The sequence below is a fragment of the Pseudomonas violetae genome, from assembly GCF_023072615.1.
Taxonomy (GTDB): Bacteria; Pseudomonadota; Gammaproteobacteria; order Pseudomonadales; family Pseudomonadaceae; genus Aquipseudomonas; species Aquipseudomonas violetae.
Genome location: NZ_JAKNRW010000004.1, coordinates 80,202 through 99,042, shown reverse-complemented (window position 1 = coordinate 99,042; position 18,841 = coordinate 80,202). Strand labels below are relative to the sequence as shown.

The 18,841-nt window shown below is 59.3% G+C and carries 19 protein-coding genes; 9 read left to right on the top strand and 10 right to left on the bottom strand.

What is annotated here, in order from left to right; genetic code table 11:
• Nucleotides 1-18: 18 nt before the first annotated feature.
• Together tag and L9059_RS07095 are read left to right on the top strand one after the other, a co-directional pair.
• Entirely contained in the window at nucleotides 19-576 is a 558-nt protein-coding gene (gene tag, locus L9059_RS07100; RefSeq protein ID WP_247289609.1) for a DNA-3-methyladenine glycosylase I, read from the top strand.
• 40 nt (nucleotides 577-616) lie between these two features.
• The gene (locus tag L9059_RS07095; protein WP_247289607.1) at nucleotides 617-1,504 is read left to right on the top strand and encodes a lysophospholipid acyltransferase; all 888 of its coding nucleotides are present in this window, start codon (nucleotides 617-619) and stop codon (nucleotides 1,502-1,504) included.
• An 81-nt stretch (nucleotides 1,505-1,585) separates the two neighbouring features.
• Here the strand turns inward: L9059_RS07095 and L9059_RS07090 are convergent, their stop codons facing one another.
• From L9059_RS07090 to def, 5 genes are read right to left on the bottom strand one after another with little or no spacing between them, the layout of a single operon-like run.
• Nucleotides 1,586-1,897 carry a tetratricopeptide repeat protein gene (locus L9059_RS07090; RefSeq protein ID WP_247289605.1) on the bottom strand — a complete coding sequence of 104 codons (312 nt, stop codon included), beginning with the start codon at nucleotides 1,895-1,897 and terminating at the stop codon, nucleotides 1,586-1,588.
• A gap of 21 nt (nucleotides 1,898-1,918) precedes the next feature.
• Complete coding sequence (gene trkA / locus L9059_RS07085) at nucleotides 1,919-3,292, bottom strand: Trk system potassium transporter TrkA (RefSeq protein WP_247289603.1); 1,374 nt, start codon at nucleotides 3,290-3,292, stop codon at nucleotides 1,919-1,921.
• Between the two features lie 23 nt (nucleotides 3,293-3,315).
• Nucleotides 3,316-4,626 carry a 16S rRNA (cytosine(967)-C(5))-methyltransferase RsmB gene (gene rsmB / locus L9059_RS07080; RefSeq protein ID WP_247289601.1) on the bottom strand — a complete coding sequence of 437 codons (1,311 nt, stop codon included), beginning with the start codon at nucleotides 4,624-4,626 and terminating at the stop codon, nucleotides 3,316-3,318.
• Nucleotides 4,623-5,582, bottom strand: coding sequence for a methionyl-tRNA formyltransferase (gene fmt / locus L9059_RS07075; protein ID WP_247289599.1), 960 nt, complete (start codon nucleotides 5,580-5,582; stop codon nucleotides 4,623-4,625). Before fmt ends, rsmB begins: the two co-directional genes overlap by 4 nt.
• 58 nt (nucleotides 5,583-5,640) lie before the next feature.
• Nucleotides 5,641-6,147, bottom strand: a complete 507-nt coding sequence (def, locus tag L9059_RS07070; RefSeq protein WP_017341723.1) for a peptide deformylase — start codon at nucleotides 6,145-6,147, stop codon at nucleotides 5,641-5,643.
• A 169-nt stretch (nucleotides 6,148-6,316) separates the two neighbouring features.
• Here def and L9059_RS07065 point away from each other — a divergent pair, with 169 nt between their 5' ends.
• From L9059_RS07065 to tsaC, 3 genes are all read left to right on the top strand, one after another.
• Nucleotides 6,317-7,342: a LysM peptidoglycan-binding domain-containing protein gene (locus tag L9059_RS07065; protein ID WP_247289598.1), complete on the top strand. Its 1,026-nt coding sequence runs from the start codon at nucleotides 6,317-6,319 to the stop codon at nucleotides 7,340-7,342.
• Between the two features lie 80 nt (nucleotides 7,343-7,422).
• On the top strand, nucleotides 7,423-8,523 hold the full coding sequence (dprA, locus tag L9059_RS07060; RefSeq protein ID WP_247289596.1) for a DNA-processing protein DprA: 1,101 nt from the start codon (nucleotides 7,423-7,425) through the stop codon (nucleotides 8,521-8,523).
• Between the two features lie 54 nt (nucleotides 8,524-8,577).
• Nucleotides 8,578-9,135 (top strand): L-threonylcarbamoyladenylate synthase type 1 TsaC, encoded by a 558-nt coding sequence (gene tsaC / locus L9059_RS07055; RefSeq protein ID WP_247289594.1) that lies wholly within the window; start codon nucleotides 8,578-8,580, stop codon nucleotides 9,133-9,135.
• 114 nt (nucleotides 9,136-9,249) lie between these two features.
• Here tsaC and L9059_RS07050 read toward each other — a convergent pair whose 3' ends face one another.
• Nucleotides 9,250-10,227: an NADPH:quinone reductase gene (locus L9059_RS07050; protein WP_247289592.1), complete on the bottom strand. Its 978-nt coding sequence runs from the start codon at nucleotides 10,225-10,227 to the stop codon at nucleotides 9,250-9,252.
• A gap of 158 nt (nucleotides 10,228-10,385) precedes the next feature.
• Here L9059_RS07050 and hemF point away from each other — a divergent pair, with 158 nt between their 5' ends.
• Nucleotides 10,386-11,300 (top strand): oxygen-dependent coproporphyrinogen oxidase, encoded by a 915-nt coding sequence (gene hemF, locus L9059_RS07045; RefSeq protein ID WP_247289590.1) that lies wholly within the window; start codon nucleotides 10,386-10,388, stop codon nucleotides 11,298-11,300.
• 13 nt (nucleotides 11,301-11,313) lie between these two features.
• Nucleotides 11,314-12,135 (top strand): shikimate dehydrogenase, encoded by an 822-nt coding sequence (gene aroE, locus L9059_RS07040; protein ID WP_247289589.1) that lies wholly within the window; start codon nucleotides 11,314-11,316, stop codon nucleotides 12,133-12,135.
• Between the two features lie 126 nt (nucleotides 12,136-12,261).
• Here the strand turns inward: aroE and L9059_RS07035 are convergent, their stop codons facing one another.
• The 3 genes from L9059_RS07035 to betC all read right to left on the bottom strand — a co-directional run bounded on the left by L9059_RS07035 (nucleotide 12,262) and on the right by betC (nucleotide 16,371).
• Nucleotides 12,262-13,830 (bottom strand): SulP family inorganic anion transporter, encoded by a 1,569-nt coding sequence (locus tag L9059_RS07035; RefSeq protein WP_247289587.1) that lies wholly within the window; start codon nucleotides 13,828-13,830, stop codon nucleotides 12,262-12,264.
• An 89-nt stretch (nucleotides 13,831-13,919) separates the two neighbouring features.
• Nucleotides 13,920-14,840: a choline ABC transporter substrate-binding protein gene (gene choX, locus L9059_RS07030; protein ID WP_247289586.1), complete on the bottom strand. Its 921-nt coding sequence runs from the start codon at nucleotides 14,838-14,840 to the stop codon at nucleotides 13,920-13,922.
• Nucleotides 14,841-14,856: 16 nt separating this feature from the next.
• Nucleotides 14,857-16,371, bottom strand: a complete 1,515-nt coding sequence (betC, locus tag L9059_RS07025) for a choline-sulfatase (RefSeq protein WP_247289585.1) — start codon at nucleotides 16,369-16,371, stop codon at nucleotides 14,857-14,859.
• Nucleotides 16,372-16,485: 114 nt separating this feature from the next.
• Between betC and L9059_RS07020 the strand changes: the two genes are divergently transcribed.
• Complete coding sequence (locus L9059_RS07020) at nucleotides 16,486-17,436, top strand: choline sulfate utilization transcriptional regulator (RefSeq protein ID WP_247289584.1); 951 nt, start codon at nucleotides 16,486-16,488, stop codon at nucleotides 17,434-17,436.
• Between the two features lie 7 nt (nucleotides 17,437-17,443).
• Here L9059_RS07020 and L9059_RS07015 read toward each other — a convergent pair whose 3' ends face one another.
• Nucleotides 17,444-18,109, bottom strand: coding sequence for an NAD(P)-dependent oxidoreductase (locus L9059_RS07015; protein ID WP_247289583.1), 666 nt, complete (start codon nucleotides 18,107-18,109; stop codon nucleotides 17,444-17,446).
• Between the two features lie 83 nt (nucleotides 18,110-18,192).
• Between L9059_RS07015 and L9059_RS07010 the strand changes: the two genes are divergently transcribed.
• Nucleotides 18,193-18,519, top strand: coding sequence for a DOPA 4,5-dioxygenase family protein (locus tag L9059_RS07010; RefSeq protein WP_247289582.1), 327 nt, complete (start codon nucleotides 18,193-18,195; stop codon nucleotides 18,517-18,519).
• Nucleotides 18,520-18,841 lie beyond the last annotated feature (322 nt).

Sequence of the window (18,841 nt, the reverse complement as noted above, 5' to 3'; positions counted from 1 at the left end):
CACGCCCCCTGGAGCCTTATGCCACGCTGCTTTTGGTGTTCCGAAGATCCGCTGTACATGGCTTATCACGATCAGGAGTGGGGCACGCCGCTTTGCGATGCGCAGGGACTGTTCGAGTTGCTTTTGCTCGAAGGGTTCCAGGCCGGCCTTTCCTGGATCACCGTGCTGCGCAAACGCGAGCGTTATCGCGAGGTGCTGTTCGGCTTCGATGTGCAGCGTGTGGCGCAGATGAGCGATGCGCAAATCGATGAGTTGATGCTCGATCCCGGCATCATCCGCAATCGCCTGAAACTCAACGCCGCTCGGCGGAACGCCCAGGCGTGGCTGGCGCTGGAGGACCCAGTGAGGTTTCTCTGGTCGTTCGTCGGCGGAATGCCGGTGATCAATCATTTCAAGGATCGCAGCGAAGTGCCGGCGGTGACACCCGTGGCGGTAGAAATGAGCAAGGCCCTGAAAAAGGCCGGGTTCACCTTCGTTGGGCCAACCATTTGTTATGCACTGATGCAGGCCTCGGGCATGGTCATGGACCACACCCGCGATTGCGATCGTTACGCGACCTTGGCGAACGGCGGTTAGAATGGCTGCCTCGCACACAGCACAAGATCAGGAGTGACCTGTGGATAAGTTTAAAGGCGCCTTGCTGGTAGGCGCTCTGCGGTTGTTTGCCCTGCTTCCCTGGCGAGCAGTGCAGGCAGTCGGCTCGGCCATTGGCTGGGTGATGTGGAAAACCCCCAACCGCTCCCGCGATGTGGTACGGATCAATCTGGCCAAGTGTTTCCCCGAGATGGCTCCGGCCGAGCGTGAACAGCTGGTGGGCCGCAGCCTGCGGGACATCGGCAAGTCGCTGACAGAGAGTGCCTGCGCTTGGATCTGGCCGGCGCAGCGCTCGATCGCTTTGGTGCGTGAAGTCGAAGGCCTTGACGTGCTGAAGGACGCCCTGGCTTCGGGAAAGGGGGTTGTGGGCATCACCAGCCACCTGGGCAATTGGGAAGTGCTGAACCATTTCTATTGCAGCCAGTGCAAGCCGATCATCTTCTACCGGCCACCGAAGTTGAAGGCGGTAGATGACTTGCTGCGCAAACAGCGGGTGCAACTGGGCAACCGTGTCGCGGCTTCCACCAAGGAAGGCATTCTCAGCGTGATCAAGGAAGTGCGCAAAGGCGGTGCGGTGGGTATTCCTGCAGATCCCGAGCCGGCGGAGTCTGCCGGCATTTTCGTGCCGTTCTTTGCCACCCAGGCCCTGACCAGCAAATTTGTACCCAACATGCTGGCCGGCGGCAAAGCCGTCGGCGTATTCCTGCATGCACTGCGGCTGCCGGACGGTTCAGGTTACAAAGTGATCCTCGAAGCCGCGCCCGATGCGATGTACAGCACCGATACCGAGACTTCCTGCGCGGCCATGAGCAAGGTGGTGGAGCGTTATGTTCGGGCCTATCCGAGCCAGTACATGTGGAGCATGAAACGCTTCAAGAAGCGTCCGCCGGGCGAGGAGCGTTGGTACTGAGGGTGTGGATAACCCCGTAGGAGCTGGTGCTGCCTGCGATCTTTTGATTTGAAAAGGTCAAAAGATCGCAGGCTTCGCCAGCTACAGGTGGCGATCGAGTTTCTTCAGGAATACGGTCATCTCTTTTTCCGCCTGCTTGTCGCCATGGGCGCGGGCGGCCTCCAGGCCCATTTCCCAGGCCTGGCGGGCAGCTGCGAAGTCAGCCTGCGCCAGATACGCCTTGCCCAGTAGCTTCCAGGCCGCCGAATATTTCGGATCGAATGCTACACAGCGCTGGAAATGCTCGGCCGCCTTGACGTTTTCTCCCAGATCCAAGTAACCCTTGCCCAGGCCGAAGCGCAGCAATGAGTTATCCACACCCTTGGCGAGCATTTTTTCCAGTGACTCAATCATCGTGGCCCCTCACATTCGGAATTAGAAGAAACTCAACCCCACATGAAAAAGCTTCTCCACGTCCCGGATATGCTTTTTATCCACAAGGAACAGGATCACATGATCCCCCGCCTCGATCACCGTGTCGTCATGGGCAATGATCACTTCTTCATCGCGAATGATCGCACCAATGGTCGTGCCCGGAGGCAGGCCAATGTTCTCGATGGCCTTGCCGATCACCTTGCTCGACTTTGCATCGCCGTGGGCAATCGCCTCGATCGCCTCCGCCGCACCCCGGCGCAATGAGTGCACGCTGACGATATCTCCACGGCGCACGTGGGCGAGCAAGGTGCCGATGGTCGCGAGTTGCGGGCTGATGGCGATATCGATGTCGCCGCCCTGGATCAAATCTACATAGGCCGGGTTGTTGATGATCGTCATCACCTTCTTCGCACCCAGGCGTTTGGCCAGCAGCGAAGACATGATGTTGGCTTCATCGTCGTTGGTCAGGGCCAGGAACAAGTCGGCGTCGGCAATGTTTTCTTCCAGCAGCAGATCGCGGTCCGAAGCGCTGCCCTGCAACACCACGGTCGTGTCCAGAGTGTCTGACAGGTGCCGGCAGCGTGTCGGGCTCATCTCGATGATCTTCACTTGATAGCGGCTTTCGATCGCCTCGGCCAAGCGTTCGCCGATCTGCCCGCCGCCGGCGATGACGATGCGTTTGTAGGTTTCATCCAGGCGACGCATTTCGCTCATCACCGCGCGAATATTTGCTTTGGCTGCGATGAAAAACACTTCGTCGTCGGCTTCGATTACCGTGTCGCCCTGGGGCAAGATCGGTCGGTCCCGGCGGAAAATCGCCGCGACCCGGGTTTCGACATTCGGCATGTGTTCGCGTAACTGACGAAGTTGCTGGCCCACCAGCGGTCCGCCGTAATAAGCCTTCACTGCCACCAGTTGCGCTTTGCCTTCGGCGAAGTCGATGACCTGCAGCGCACCTGGATGCTGAATCAGGCGCTTGATGTAGTTGGTCACCACTTGTTCCGGGCTGATCAGCACGTCGACCGGGATCGCTTCGTTGTCGAACAATTCGGAGCGGGTGAGGTACGCCGCTTCACGTACCCGGGCGATCTTGGTCGGTGTGTGGAACAGGGTGTGGGCAACCTGGCACGCGACCATGTTGGTTTCGTCGCTGTTGGTCACCGCCACCAGCATGTCGGCGTCGTCGGCGCCAGCTTGACGCAGTACCGTGGGCAATGAGCCGCGACCTTGTACGGTGCGAATGTCCAGTCGGTCGCCGAGGTCCCGCAGGCGTTCACTGTCGGTGTCGACCACGGTAATGTCATTGGCTTCACTGGCCAGGTGTTCCGCCAGCGAACCGCCTACCTGCCCCGCACCGAGGATGATGATTTTCATCCAGTCTCTCCCTTGAAATCCGGTTAACCGCGCGCGGCGGCGATCTTGATCAGCTTGGCGTAGTAGAACCCGTCATGTCCGCCTTCCTGGGCCAGCAACTGGCGGCCGTGGAGCTGCTTTATGCCAGCTGCCGTGGCGAGATCGAGCTCACGGGCGCCTGGTGTGCGGGCGAGGAAGGCTTGGATGACTTCGGTGTTCTCGGTCGGCAATGTGGAGCAGGTGGCGTAAAGCACAATGCCGCCGACTTCCAGGGTTGTCCACATGGCGTCCAGCAGTTCGCCCTGAAGGGCTGCCAGTGCGGCGATGTCGTCGGGTTGGCGGGTCAGCTTGATGTCCGGATGACGCCGGATGACGCCGGTCGCCGAGCAGGGGGCATCAAGCAGGATACGCTGGAACGGTTTGCCGTCCCACCACGTGGCGATGTCGCGGCCATCGGCAGCGATAAGTTCGGCGCTCAGGCCCAGGCGTGCGAGGTTTTCCCGCACGCGCACCAGGCGCTTGGCCTCCAGGTCTACTGCCACGACGCCAGCCAGCTTAGGTTCGGCCTCGAGGATATGGCAGGTCTTGCCGCCCGGCGCGCAGCAAGCGTCCAGAACCCGTTGGCCCGGTGCCAGGTCAAGGAGATCGGCCGCCAGTTGCGCCGCTTCGTCCTGCACGCTGATCCAGCCCTCGGCGAATCCCGGCAGGCTGCGCACATCGGCGGCCGCATCGAGAATGATGCCATCCTGGCTGTAGACACAGGGGCCGGCGGCGATGCCCGCTTCACTTAGCAGCCCGAGGTAGGCGTCGCGGCTGTGATGACGGCGGTTTACCCGCAGAATCATCGGTGGGTGCGCGTTATTTGCGGCACAGATGGCTTCCCACTGCTCGGGCCAGAAAGCCTTGAGCGATTTTTGCAGCCAGCGCGGATGGGCAGTTCGCACCACCGGATCGTGCTCCAGTTCTGCCAGCAGCGTTTCGCTTTCTCGCTGGGCGCGGCGCAGCACGGCGTTGAGCAGCGCCTTGGCCCATGGCTTTTTCAGCTTGTCCGCGCAACCGACGGTTTCACCGATGGCGGCGTGGGCGGGAACCCGGGTGTAGAGCAATTGGTACAGGCCGACCAGCAACAGCGCCTCGACATCGACGTCTGCCGCCTTGAAGGGTTTCTGCAGTAGTTTTGCCGCGAGCTCCGATAAGCGTGGCTGCCAGCGCGCAGTGCCAAACGCCAGGTCCTGGGTGAAGCCGCGATCGCGGTCTTCAACCTTGTCCATTTGAGTCGGCAGTGAACTGTTCAGAGACGCTTTGCCGCTAAGAACAGCTGCGAGCGCCTTGGCGGCGGCGAGACGCGGGTTCATTGAGCGTCCACCGCTTGGCCGAGGACGGTGCCGATGGCAAATTTCTCGCGACGGCTGTTAAACAGGTCACTGAAGTTCAACGCCTTGCCGCCGGGCAATTGCAGGCACGTGAGGCACAACGCTTGCTCGCCGCAAGCTACGGACAGGCCGTCCTTGCTGGCGCTCAGCACTTCACCTGGAACACCCTGTCCTTCCGCGAGGTTCGCGGCCAGGACTTTCAACGCTTCGCCATTGAGGGTGCTGTGGGTGATTGGCCAGGGGTTGAAGGCGCGGACCAGGCGTTCCAGCTCAACCGCCGGGCGACTCCAGTCGATGCGCGCTTCGTCCTTGTTCAATTTGTGCGCGTAAGTGGCGAGGCTATCGTCCTGCACCTCGCCTTCCAGCGTTCCGGTAGCTAGCCCGGCGATAGCCTGAATCACCGCCGGCGGACCCATTTCAGCCAGTCGGTCGTGGAGGCTGCCTCCCGTATCTGCGCCGGTGATCGGGGTGGTGACTTTAAGCAGCATGGGTCCGGTATCGAGACCCAGCTCCATACGCATTACGGTGACGCCACTTTCGCGGTCACCGGCTTCGATGGCACGCTGGATTGGCGCCGCTCCGCGCCAGCGCGGGAGCAGAGAGGCGTGACTGTTGATGCAGCCCAGACGTGGAATATCCAGCACCGCTTGCGGCAGGATCAGGCCGTAGGCGACCACCACCAGCAAGTCCGGGTTCAGCGCGGCCAATTCGGCTTGGGCGTCTTCATTGCGCAGGGTCGGCGGCTGCAGCACCGGAATATGGTTTTCCAGAGCGAGCTGCTTGACCGGGCTTGGCATCAGCTTTTGCCCACGGCCTGCCGGACGGTCCGGCTGGGTGTAGACCGCGACAATCTCGTACGGGCTGGCGAGCAGTGCCTTGAGGTGTTCGGCTGCGAATTCCGGGGTGCCGGCAAAGACGATGCGCAGTGGCTCATTCATGGGAGCGTTCTCTGAAAAAGAAAAAGGCTTGCCGCAGCAAGCCTTTGAAAGGAGGGCATCAAGCGTTCTGGCGATGGAGCTTTTCCAGTTTCTTCTTGATTCGGTCACGTTTCAGGTTGGACAGGTAGTCGACGAACAATTTACCGTTGAGGTGGTCGCACTCATGCTGGATGCACACGGCGAGCAGCCCTTCGGCGATCAGTTCGTAAGGCTGGCCGTCGCGGTCCAGGGCCTTTACCTTGACCTTTTGCGGGCGATCGACGTTTTCGTAGAAGCCCGGCACCGAGAGGCAGCCTTCCTGATACTGTTCCATCTCGTCGGTCAGTGATTCGAACTCGGGGTTGATGAATACCCGCGGTTCGCTGCGGTCTTCGGAGAGGTCCATCACGACGATACGTTTGTGCACGTTGACCTGGGTCGCGGCGAGGCCGATGCCTGGCGCTTCATACATTGTTTCAAACATGTCGTCGACCAACTGACGCACTTCGTCGTCCACTACAGCCACAGGTTTGGCGATAGTGCGCAGGCGCGAGTCGGGAAATTCGAGGATGTCTAAAATGGCCATAAGCTTATTTGCTGCACGTGTGAGGTAAAGTCGGGTCGATGGCCTGGCGGCTCCGAAGATGCAGGCTACCGTTGTGAAGCGTAGCTCCCTTTTCTCTGGAAAGAGTCGGGAGCGAGCCACGAGGGCTCTGGCGTTTCACGCGAACGCACATAATAAAGGGATTCACCGCATGAGGAAATCACTACTCGCCCTGCTCCTTCTGGCTTCAGCCGGTTTAGCGCATGGGCAAGTGCAACTCAGGGAAGGTTTTCCACAGCAATACACGGTGGTTGCCGGAGACACACTCTGGGACATCTCTGGAAAATTCTTGCGCGAGCCATGGAAATGGCCGGAGTTGTGGCAAGCCAATCCCCAGATTGAAAACCCCAATCTCATCTATCCAGGCGACTCGCTGTCACTGGTCTACGTCAACGGCCAGCCGCGCCTGACCCTCAATCGCGGGGCTTCCCGGGGCACCATCAAGCTCTCGCCGCGGATTCGCAGTTCACCGGTGGCGGACGCCATTGCCAGCATTCCGCTGCAGTCGATCAACAGCTTCCTGCTGAGCAACCGTATCGTCGACAAGGTCGAGGAGTTCAACCAGGCACCCTACATCGTTGCCGGGGATGCAGAGCGTGTGCTCAGCGGCACTGGAGACCGCATCTTCGCCCGCGGGCAGTTCGATTCGAACCAGCCGGTTTACGGAATCTACCGCCAGGGCAAGGTATACACCGACCCCGAGAGCAAGGAGTTTCTGGGGATCAACGCGGACGACATCGGCGGCGGCGAGATCGTGGCCACCGAGGGCGACGTCGCCACCCTGGTGCTGCAGCGCACCACACAGGAGGTGCGCCTGGGGGATCGCCTGTTCAGTAGCGAGGAGCGTCCGATCAATTCTACCTTCATGCCCAGTGCACCAAAGACCGACATCAAGGGTTTGATCATCGATGTGCCGCGTGGGGTGACCCAAATAGGTGCCATGGATGTCGTTACATTGAATAAGGGGCAGCGCGACGGATTGGTCGAAGGCAATGTTCTGGTGGTGATGAAAACCGGTGAAACAGTGCGAGACCGGATCACCGGTCAGCCGTTGAAGATTCCAGATGAACGCGCCGGACTGCTGATGGTTTTCCGCACGTACGAAAAACTCAGTTATGGCTTGGTACTCAATGCTTCGCGGTCGTTGGCGGTGATGGACAAAGTACGAAATCCGTAAGCCTGCTTCACAAGTTACCAACAGACTTATCCACAGCTTATGCCCGATTGAACGGGCCTCATAACGATCAAGGATGATCCATGAATGTGCCTGCTGCTACATCGGTATCTCCCGCAGAACTGGAGGCGCGCCTGCGTCTGCATCGTTTGCCAGAATTGGGTCCGGCGCGGTTCAAAAAGCTGCTGGACGCCTTCGGCTCGGCCTCGAAAGCCCTTGGCGCACCCGCCAATGCCTGGAAGTCATTGGGCCTGCCCTTCGCATGCGCCGAGGCTCGTCGTGAAGCTGATGTGCGCGATGGCGCCAGTCACGCATTGTCCTGGCTAGAGCGTCCGGGCCAGCATTTACTGATGTGGGACCAACCTGACTACCCGGCGCTGCTGGCGGAAATCAGCGACCCGCCGCCCTTTTTATTCGTGGCGGGTGATCCTGGTATTCTGGAAAAACCGCAGTTAGCGATGGTCGGCAGTCGTCGCGCCTCTCGTCCGGGGATGGACACGGCCGCCGCTTTCTCCCGCAGCTTGGCCAGTGCCGGTTTTGTGATTACCAGTGGCCTCGCCCTTGGCATTGACGCCGCTGCACATCAGGCGGCTCTGGACGTGGGCGGGCGAACGGTCGGGGTACTTGGCACGGGGCTTGAAAAGTTTTATCCACAGCGCAATCGTCGGCTGGCAGACGCCATGATTGCCTCCGGTAGCGCGGTGGTTTCGGAGTTTCCGCTGGACGCCGCCCCCACCGCCAGCAACTTTCCGCGGCGCAACAGAATCATCAGCGGTTTGTCCCTCGGCGTATTGGTGGTCGAGGCGAGTGTCGCCAGTGGTTCGTTGATTACCGCCAGACTGGCGACGGAGCAAGGGCGTGAGGTGTACGCGATTCCGGGATCGATTCATCATCCCGGTGCCAAGGGCTGTCACCAGCTGATTCGTGAGGGCGCGATGCTGGTGGAAACCATAGAGCACATTCTCGAAGCGTTACGCGGCTGGCAACAGTTGTCGTTTTCCCCAACCGTGGCGACGGTGACCCATCCCCTGCTCGTGCTGCTTCACGCGGCGCCGCATACCAGCGAATCGTTGGCCATCAGCAGCGGTTGGGCACTGCCCAAAGTGCTGGCCGCGCTGACAGAACTGGAAATGGACGGTCGGGCAGTTTGTGAAAGTGGGCGCTGGTTTGCGCGGGTGAGCTAGGTTTTATGAGGAACATCGGTAAACTGCGCATAGCCTTATTCCGGAGAGTTTTTCATGGTTAACAGTTGGCGTGTGCAACAAGCCGCGCAAGCCGTTCGCGCAGGTGCGGTCATTGCCTATCCAACCGAAGCGGTCTGGGGTTTGGGGTGCGACCCATGGGATGAGAGAGCAGTGGAGCGTTTGCTGATGATCAAGGGACGGTCCATGGAGAAGGGCCTGATTCTGGTCGCCGACAACATTCGCCAGTTCGACTTCCTGTTCGAGGATTTTCCCGAGTTGTGGATGGACCGTATGGCCAGCACCTGGCCGGGGCCGAATACCTGGCTGGTGCCGCACCAGAATCAGTTGCCCCTGTGGATCACCGGCATGCATGAAACGGTGGCGTTACGCGTCAGCGATCATCCCCTGGTGCGGGATTTGTGTGCATTGGTTGGGCCGTTGGTTTCAACGTCGGCCAACCCGCAAGGTCGGCCAGCAGCGCGCACGCGTATTCGCGTGGAACAGTATTTCCGCGGACAGGTTGATTACGTCTTGGGCGGTAATTTGGGTGGGCGCAGGAATCCGAGTGTGATTCGGGACCTGGCGACGGGTCAGGTCATTCGCCCGGATTGAGACTGCGGTGCTGCCAATCGCGAGCAGGTTCACTCCCACAGGATTTGTATCGGTCACATAATTATTTTCGACACTTCATCTCTGTGGGAGTGAGCCTTGCTCGCGATGAGGTCCTCAAGGCAACAAAATAGTCGAGCCGGTCGTCCGCCGCGCCGACAACTCGGTCTGCGCCTTCGCCGCTTCAGCCAGTGGATATTTCTGGCTGATATCTACCTTCAACTTCCCGCTGCTGATCATCTCGAACAACTCATCCGCCATGTGCTGCAGGTTTTCGGCGTTGTTGGCGTAGGTCGCAAGCGTTGGCCGGGTCACATACAGCGAACCCTTTGCCGATAGAATTCCAAGGTTCACCCCATCCACCGCGCCCGACGCATTGCCGAAGCTAACCACCAGGCCTCGCGGAGCAACGCTGTCGAGGGAAGTCAGCCAGGTGTCCTTGCCGACCCCGTCGTAAACCACGGGCACTTTCTTGCCGTCAGTCAACTCCAGGACGCGCTGCGCTACGTTTTCATGGCTGTAGTCGATCGTCGCCCAGGCACCGTTGGCCTCGGCCAGTGCGGCTTTTTCCGCAGAGCTGACAGTGCCGATCAACTTCACACCGAGGGCCTTGGCCCATTGGCACGCCAGCGAACCGACCCCTCCCGCGGCCGCATGGAAGAGAATGGTTTCGCCGCCCTTGAGTTCATAGGTTTGGCGCAACAGGTACTGCACGGTCAGGCCCTTGAGCATCACACCGGCGGCCTGCTCGAAGCTGATCGCATTCGGCAGGTGCACCAGGTTGGCTTCGGGCAAAACGTGAGTGTCACTGTAGGCGCCCAATGGACCACTGCCATAGGCCACCCGATCACCCACTTTGAATCGGGTGACTGCGCTGCCTACCGCGTCGACGACCCCGGCGCCTTCCGAGCCCAGGCCCGACGGCAAGGCCGGTGGCGCATACAATCCGCTGCGGTAGTAGGTATCGATGAAGTTCAGGCCGATGGCCTTGTTGGTCACACGCACCTGCTGCGGACCGGGCTCGGCAAGTTGGTAGTCGACATACTCGAGCACTTCAGGGCCGCCATGGGCACTGAACTGGATACGCTTTGCCATCAGAACTCTCCTTGTGATCGGTTTGGTAAGCCCCCTATCGGACTCCTAAGCTTGATCTTCGTCAACTGCGGGGGAGCAGGGTGCGGTGTTATCCTGTGCAGCAATTTGCCGCCGGCCATTGATGCGCCGCGCAGCTTGTCCCGATTCAAGGTGATGCCATGACGACCCGTACCGAGGCCGTAAAAGCCTATCTGCTCGACCTGCAAGACCGCATTTGTGCTGCCCTTGAAGCCGAAGACGGCGGTACGCGCTTCGTCGAGGATGCCTGGACCAGAGCCGCTGGTGGCGGCGGTCGCACTCGCGTGATCGAGAACGGTAGTGTCATCGAGAAAGGTGGCGTCAACTTTTCCCACGTGTTTGGCAGTGGCCTCCCACCCTCCGCCAGTGCCCATCGGCCGGAGCTTGCTGGACGTGGCTTCGAAGCGCTCGGCGTGTCCCTGGTCATTCACCCGCACAACCCAAAGGTGCCGACTTCACACGCCAATGTGCGGTTTTTCATCGCGGAGAAAGAAGGCGAAGAACCTGTCTGGTGGTTTGGTGGTGGCTTCGACCTGACGCCCTACTACGGCAATGAAGAAGACTGCGTGCATTGGCACCGGGTTGCCGAGCAGGCTTGCGCGCCGTTTGGCCCGGATGTCTATTCCCGTTACAAGGCATGGTGCGACAGCTACTTTCATATCAAGCATCGCCATGAGCCTCGTGGGATCGGCGGCCTATTCTTCGATGATCTGAATGAATGGGATTTCGACACCAGCTTTGCTTTCATGCGGGCCATCGGCGATGCGTTCATCGAGGCCTATCTGCCGATCGTCCAGCGCCGCAAGAACGATGCGTTCACTGCCAAACAACGTGAATTCCAGGAGTTCCGTCGCGGCCGGTATGTCGAGTTCAACCTGGTCTACGACCGGGGCACGCTGTTCGGCTTGCAGTCGGGCGGTCGTACCGAATCGATCCTCATGTCGCTGCCGCCGCAAGTGCGCTGGGGTTATGACTGGAAAGCCGAGCCGGGAAGCGAAGAGGCTCGGTTGACCGAGTATTTCCTGCAAGACCGCGATTGGTTGGCCAAGGCCTGAACGAGGAAGACTGATGGATCGTTACGTCGTATTCGGCAACCCGATTGGCCATAGCAAGTCGCCGCTGATCCATCGACTGTTTGCCGAGCAGACGGGTCAGCAACTGGACTACAGCACTTCGCTGGCGCCGCTCGATGATTTTTCCCACTTTGCCCGGGCGTTTTTCCTGGAGGGTCGCGGTGCCAATGTCACGGTGCCCTTCAAGGAAGAGGCCTATCGCCTGGCCGACAGCCTGACCGAACGCGCGCAGCGGGCTGGCGCGGTGAATACCTTGAGCAAACTGGCTGACGGCTCGCTGCTGGGGGATAACACCGACGGCGCCGGACTGGTGCGGGACCTGACGGTTAATGCGGCATTCAGCCTCAAGGGTAAGCGCATCCTGCTGCTGGGCGCTGGCGGCGCGGTGCGTGGTGCGCTGGAGCCATTGCTGGCCGAGCAACCGGCGTCGGTGATCATCGCCAACCGCACGGTGGAAAAAGCCGAATTGCTGGCAGAGTTGTTCGCCGACCTGGGCCCGGTGTCGGCCAGTGGCTTTGACTGGTTGGAGGAATCCGTGGACCTGATTATCAACGCCACTTCCGCGAGCCTGTCCGGCGACGTTCCACCGATTTCCAGCAGTCTGATTGAGCCGGGCAACACGGTTTGCTACGACATGATGTACGGCAAGGAACCGACATCGTTCTGCCGCTGGGCCTGCGAGCACGGCGCGGCTGTGGCGATGGATGGCCTGGGAATGTTGGCAGAACAGGCGGCGGAAGCGTTTTATCTGTGGCGGGGTGTGCGACCGGATACCGCGCCGATATTGGCTGAACTCCGCTGCCAATTGGCGTTATAGGCTTTCGTGGCGAGGGAGCTTGCTCGCGCTTGGGTGCGAAGCTCCCGCAGATTTCAGGGCTGCTTCGCAACCCAGCGCGAGCAAGCTCCCTCGCCACAGGTTTGGCGTCGGTCATAACGAGTTGTTTCAGTCTTCAAACCGAATCGGGCATTTCTCCGCTCCTTCCAGCTTTCTTAACTCCTCCACCACCTGCGGCCGCGCTTGCCGCAGGGTCAGGCTGCGATCCTGCTTCAGCAGGCGCCGCGCCTCCTGATGCAACATCTCCACCCCTGAGTAATCGATGAAATTGATCTGCTGGGCCTCGATCACCACCCGGGCAGCGTGCATTCGCTGCAGGCGTACCTGGAGGTAATGGCTGGCGCCGAAAAAGATCGAGCCGCCAACCCGCAACACATCGTCTTCGCCCTCGCGCCAATGCTGCACCCGCGGTTGCGAGGTGCGCTTGAGGTAGAAGAACAGCGAAGCGAGTACCCCGGCGTAGATTGCGGTCTGTAACTCCAGCAGTAGCGTGGCGACACAGGTCAGTGCCATGACCAGGAATTCGGCGCGACTGACCCTCAGCAATGCGCGAATGCCGCGATGATCCACCAGGCCCCAGGCGATCAGCAGAATACTGCCAGCCATCGCCGGAATCGGAATGTGGGCGATCAATGCCGCGCCAAATACTGCAAACAGCGCGACCCACAATGCCGAGAACACGCCGGCCAGCGGTGAACAGGCCCCGGCTTCGTAACTCAGGCCCGAGCGCGTGAAGGAGCCGGCGGACAACGAACCGGAAAAAAAAGCACCGACCATGTTGGATAAACCCTGGGCGCGCACTTCCTGATTGGCGTCGAGCAGTTGCTGCGAGCGTGCCGATATGGAACGAGCAATCGACAGGCTGGTCACCAACCCCAACATGCCCACTGCGACCGCGCTGGGCAACAATCGCAGGATCAGGTCCAGGTCTAGCGGCACGGCGCTGAATGGCGGCAATCGACCAACAAAGGCACTGACTAGGTTCACGTGGCCAAACATCGCAGGCCAGAGCCATACCAGCAGCCCCGCCGCTACCAGTGTGATCAACAGCGTCGGCCAGCGCGGTAGCAGCCATTTCAGACTGACCCCAAGTACCACTGTCGCCAGCCCGAGAATAAGCGACGGCTTGTCCACCTGGTGGAGGTGTTGAAACACTGATATGAAACTGTCGAGTGCAGTGGCCTGGCTGGGCAGGTCCAGCCCCAGCAAGTTGGGCAACTGGCCGACGGCAATCACCACCGCAGCACCTAGGGTGAACCCCAACACCACCGAGTGGGAGACGAAATTCACCAACGCGCCGAATCGCAGTAAGCCCAACAGCCATTGGAAGATCCCGGCCAGCAGCGTCAGCAACAGGATAAGCGCCACGTAGTCCTGTGATGCGGGAACTGCCAGTGGACTGATACTGGCGAACAAGACAATGGAAATTGCCGCCGTAGGACCACAGATGAGGTGCCAGGATGAACCCCACAGGCAGGCGATCAGGACGGGAACAATAGCGGCGTACAGCCCGTATTCAGGTGGGAGCCCGGCGATCAGGGCGTAGGCAATCGACTGTGGTAACGCGAGAATTGCACCGCTGAGGCCGACGATAAGGTCGCGCCCCACAGTGGCGCGGGTTTGCCGAGGCAACCAGCTCAAGAAGGGGAAGAGCGAATGGCGGCTGGGGAAGGCCATGGGTCCTCTCGGTCAAGGTTTTGTACAAGGGTAACAGGCTGACACGCTGACTGTGGCGAGGGAGCTTGCTCCCTCGCCACAGTGATGAATTACAACTTGGCTTTCACCGCAGGCAAGGCATCCTTGCCATCGGCAGTTTTCACGCCCTCCAGCCATTTATCCAGGGATGCAGGATTGGCCTTGATCCACGCCTTGGCAGCCTCGGCATTACTGATCTTCTTGTTCACTACTTCGGCCATGATGCTGTTTTCCATTTCCTGGGTAAAACTCAGGTTGGTAAGTAACTTGCCGACATTCGGACAGGCCTGTGCATAACCCTTGCGAGTCAGTGTATAAACCGCACCGGTATCGCCGAAGTACTTCTCGCCACCCTTTAGGTAGTGCATTTTAAGCTGCACGTTCATCGGGTGCGGAGTCCAGCCGAGGAAGGTCACGAACTTCTGTTTCTTAACCGCACGGGACACTTCAGCCAGCATCGCCTGCTCGCTGGACTCGACCAATTTCCACTGGCCCAAGTCGAAATCGTTTTTCTTGATGATGTCCTGCAGCGAGATGTTCGCCGGAGCTCCGGAGCCAATGCCGTAGATCTTTTTCTCGAACTTGTCTGCAAACTTGTTCAGGTCGGCAAAGTTATGCACACCCGCGTCCCACACGTAATCCGGGACTGCCAGGGTGAACTCGGTGCCATCGAGGTTCTTCGCCAGTTGGGTGACCTCTCCGGTGGCCACAAACTTGTCGTAGAAACCCTGTTGCGCCGGCATCCAGTTACCCAGAAAGACATCGACCTGAGCGTCCTTCAGACCGCCAAAAATGATAGGCACCGCCAGGGTGTCGACCTTGGCCTTGTAGCCCATGCCGTCCAGCAACAATCCGGTAATGGCGTTGGTGGCCGCAATGTCGCTCCAACCCGGATCGGCCATTTTCACCGTGTCGCAGCTCTGTTCGGCATACGCCGATGCGCTGCCCAGAGCCAGAAGCCCGACCGTCAGTACTGTGGATAACCTTTGCATGGACTTCCCCTTAACATTATTGGTTTTGGCAGGGTTGTGGGTAACGTGCTTTGCGCTCCAGATCATCCAGGTCGATGTGGTTGCGCATGTACTGCTGACTGGCGTCCACCAGTGGCTGGTGATCCCAGCTCTTCAGCTTGCCGATGGTCAGGGCATCAGCCACGAATCGCCGACGGCGCTGGCTTGCGAGCACCTGTTGGTGAATCGCAGGGATGTTCCATTTGGCCCGCGCTTCGGCGAGGAACTCTGCAAGCAGTGCGCTGTGTTGCAGCGACTGACTGAGTTCTTCCTGTTCAAGCGGGTCGTTGTGTACATCGAAGAGTAGGCAAGGGTCGTCTTCGCTGTAGATGAATTTGTAGGCTCCGCGGCGGATCATCATCAGCGGGCTGATGGTGCCTTCGGCCATGTACTCGCCAAAAACTTCGTCGTGACCGCCCTGCCCCTTAAGGTGCGACACCAGCGAGCGGCCATCCAGCGGCAATCCTGGCTCCAGCGAGCCACCGGCCAATTCGACAAAGGTCGGCAGGAGATCGGCGGTCGAGACAGCGGCGCTGACCCGCCCTGCACCAAATTGTCCCGGTGCGCTGACCAGCAAGGGGACCCGGGCGGCCATCTCAAACCAGTGCATTTTGTACCAGAGTCCGCGCTCGCCCAACATGTCCCCATGATCACCGGAGAAAACAATGATGGTATCGTCTATCAGCCCAGTATCCTCCAGTGTTTGCAGAAGTTTGCCGACGTTGTCGTCAATGTAGCTGCATGCTCCGAAATAGGCGCGTCGCGCATCACGGATTTTATCCACAGGCAGCGGCTTGTCCCACAGGTCGTAAACCTTGAGCAATCGCTGCGAATGCGGATCCAGCTCGGATTGCGGTGGTGTCTGCGGAAGCGGGATATCACTGTCCTGGTACATGTCCCAGTATTTCTTCGGGATGGTGTACGGGTCGTGGGGATGAGTCATCGAAACAGTCAGGCAAAACGGCCGGTCGCCGTCCTCGCGAATGTGGTCAAACAGGTACTGCTGCGCCTTGAATACCACCTCTTCGTCAAAATCCAGCTGGTTGGTGCGCACGCAAGGTCCGGCTTGTAGCACAGATGACATGTTGTGGAACCAGGTGGGCCGCACATCGGGTTCGTCCCAGTTCACCGACCAGCCGTAGTCGGCAGGGTAAATGTCACTGGTCAGGCGTTCTTCATAGCCATGGAGTTGATCGGGACCACAGAAATGCATCTTGCCGGACAGGGCTGTGCGGTAACCCAGGCGGCGCAGGTAGTGGGCATAGGTGGGAACGTCGGCGGGGAAATCTGCCGCATTGTCATAGGCGCCGATCTTGCTCGGCAACTGCCCGCTGACCAGGGTAAAACGCGACGGTGCGCACAGTGGACTGTTGCAATAAGCAGAGTCGAACACCACGCCTTCGGCGGCAAGTCGGCTGAGATTGGGTAATTTGATTGGCGAAGGGCCGTAAAACGGCAACATTGGCGCGGCCATCTGATCGGCCATGATGAAGAGGATATTCTTGCGCTTCATGTGATCGCGGCATTCCATAGTGAATATTTATGCGAGAGTGCTGCGATTGAGCATGGAGTCCATGTACCTTGTGGTAAAGCCCATACCAGGCAATGACTAGGATAAGCAAAGCTTATGTATGACGCCCTCGGTGGCCTGTCGCTGGATCTGCTTCGAGCATTCGAAGCGGCGGCCCGTCATCGCAGCTTTACCGCCGCTGCCGTAGAGCTGGGCACAACACAGCCCGCGGTCAGCCAGCAAATCAAACGGCTGGAAGAACAACTGGGAATTCGCTTATTTGATCGTATTTATCGCGGGATCGAGCTGACAGAGGCTGGGGCGATACTTTTTCAACAAGTTCAGCTCGGTTTGCAGAATATAGACGCTGGACTGAGTGCGATCAGCTCACAACATCAGCATGAAGTGCTGCAAGTGGCTACGGATTTCGCCTTTGCCGCGTACTGGCTGATGCCAAGGCTGCATCGCTTCCACGCGGCCAATCCCAGCGTTGATGTGAGCCTGGTCACCAGTGAGCGCAGTCATAACATGCTGCGCAGCGATATCGATGTGGCTGTATTGTTTGGTGAGGGGCGCTTCAAGCAGGGTGAGAGCCATTGGCTGTTCAGCGAAGAAGTGTTTCCGGTGTGCAGTCCGTTGTTATTGCAGGACCGTGCCCTGCCCTTGTCCGCCCATTCATTGCTAGAGTTTCCGTTACTGCACCTGCGAGGCGAGAACGGTAGTAACTGGTTTGATTGGAGTGGTGTTTTTCGCGAGCTGGGAATCAATTCAGTACCTGCCCCGGGGCCGCTGCGTTTTGATAATTACACGTTGCTGATTCAGGCGGCGATTGGTGGCCAGGGCGTGGCAATCGGCTGGCGCCACCTTGTGGATAACTTGCTTGCGCAGGGGCTGTTGTGTCGCCCGATTGCCGAGACGGTGATTTCTCGTCTCGGTTATTACGTGGTGTTGCCCCAGCGCAAGCGGCGTGGAGTGCTGATTCAGCAATTCGTCGATTGGCTGATGGTGGAGCAGGCGAGTAGTGCGCAGTCCTTGAATGGGCTACCGTTGCCATCGACTGCGGTGTGACGCAGTTCTAGGGTGGCGAAACCGCAACAAAACTCACATGCTCCCCCACATGCAAATTCAGCTGGAGCTCGTCGCAGATCCCTACGGCTACCCGGTGCAGTCGCTCAAGCGGCTCCGACAATCCAGGTTCGAGGCTGCTGCTGACCTGGCTGAAATGTTCGATGGTGAGCCCGGGAACACCTCGCGGCGCGTTCACCATCGTCCACTGCAAAGAGCTACTTTGCAGGGCTTCACGAATTTCTTCAGCCGCATGGCGTTGCAAGCGATCCTCTATCTCCGGATCGTCCAATACCTCGAAATCGCCAACCAGAAACAGTCGGGGAATACTCGAAGCCTGCATGCCTTCGGTCAGCGCATCCACGGCCAACACCTGTTCCACGGGCCCCGGGATGATGGTCCTTTCAACATACTCGCTGTTGAACGGCAGCCCTGGCGCGTCTAACAGGCAGACTACGGCCGTGCTGCCGGCCACGCTTTGCTTCACCCGTTGCGCGTCGAACAGATCGCCGGTTTTGGTGCGCAGTCCTGGACGGGGAGGGAGTGCTGTGAGGTTGTCGAGAATCGCGATCACTTCGTGCTGGCGCCTTAGCATCTCAGCCATAAGCGCACTGCCCAGGCTACTCATGGCACCATAAAGCACCACTTTCAAAACGGGGGTTTCGGCATTTTTCATGGCTGGGATCCCTTTATGGCAACGTATATGAGGTGTGACCCCCGGCAATCGTCCAGGGTTCGACCGGGTGTGAAGGGTTTCAGATGCAAGGGATAAAGGGTTATCACGCCCACGTGTACTTCGACGCAGGCAGCATCGATCAGGCGCGGGCATTGTGCGAGCGGGCAGCGCAATTGTTTCCATTAAAGGTAGGGCGGGTACACGAACGTCCGGTAGGACCGCACCCGGACTGGAGCTGCCAGTTGGCATTCGAACCGCCATACCTGGGCGAGGTGTTGCCGTGGCTGGCGCTCAACCGCAAGGGGCTGGTGGTGTTCCTGCACCCCGATACCGGTAACGATCTGCTGGATCACACCGAGCATGCGATCTGGTTGGGCGCGGTTCGACCACTGGACCTGAGCGTTTTTTGATCAACGGAATATCACCTTCAACCCTGTTTGCGGACACCGATGCTGTCCGACGGCCGGTTAAACATCCGGTCATTGCTTTCATTGGCGAAAGCTGGCTGAAAGCTTCCCCGATTAGGATCGCCTCACTCCCGGCAACAGACCGGTTGGCCCACACGAGTGTTTTGCTACTCGCACGGCCCATTTAACAACAACAATGGTGATCCTGATGTCTTTCTCAATCCGCCCCTGCGCTGTCACTCCGTCCGCTCGTCTCGTGCTTCCCGTTCTGCGCTGACCTCATCCGGTTTGCCCATTTCCACTAGCCGCGCCACGCCTGGAGTAT